Annotated in this window: 1 protein-coding gene; it reads right to left on the bottom strand. The window is 71.4% G+C overall.

What is annotated here, in order from left to right; all coding sequences use genetic code 11:
- Positions 1 to 42 precede the first annotated feature (42 nt).
- On the bottom strand, positions 43 to 273 hold a 231-nt coding region (locus R0J87_RS20355), incomplete at its 5' end, for a hypothetical protein (protein WP_498888525.1).

Here is a 273-nt window from a genome sequence, read left to right on the forward strand (position 1 = left end):
GTTCCGGTGTCTCTTGTTGGCGCGCCGTGCCGTGGCCTGCGATCAGGCGCCCCGTTCGGACCCGCCGGGCACATCGGCTTCGTCCGTGTCGTCGCCGTCGCCGTCGCCGTCCTGGTCGTCATGGATCGGGCCGCCTGGCGCATCGGGATCGCCGGACAGGTCCTGGCGAACCCGCGGCTTGCGCAAGAGCGCGTCCACGCGGGCCGCCTCGTCGAACGACCGGTCCGGGGCAAAGCGCAGCTCGGGCGTATACTTCAGGTCGATCTCCCGACC

This window comes from Halomonas sp. SIMBA_159 (assembly GCF_046536035.1).
Classification (GTDB): domain Bacteria; phylum Pseudomonadota; class Gammaproteobacteria; order Pseudomonadales; family Halomonadaceae; genus Vreelandella; species Vreelandella venusta_A.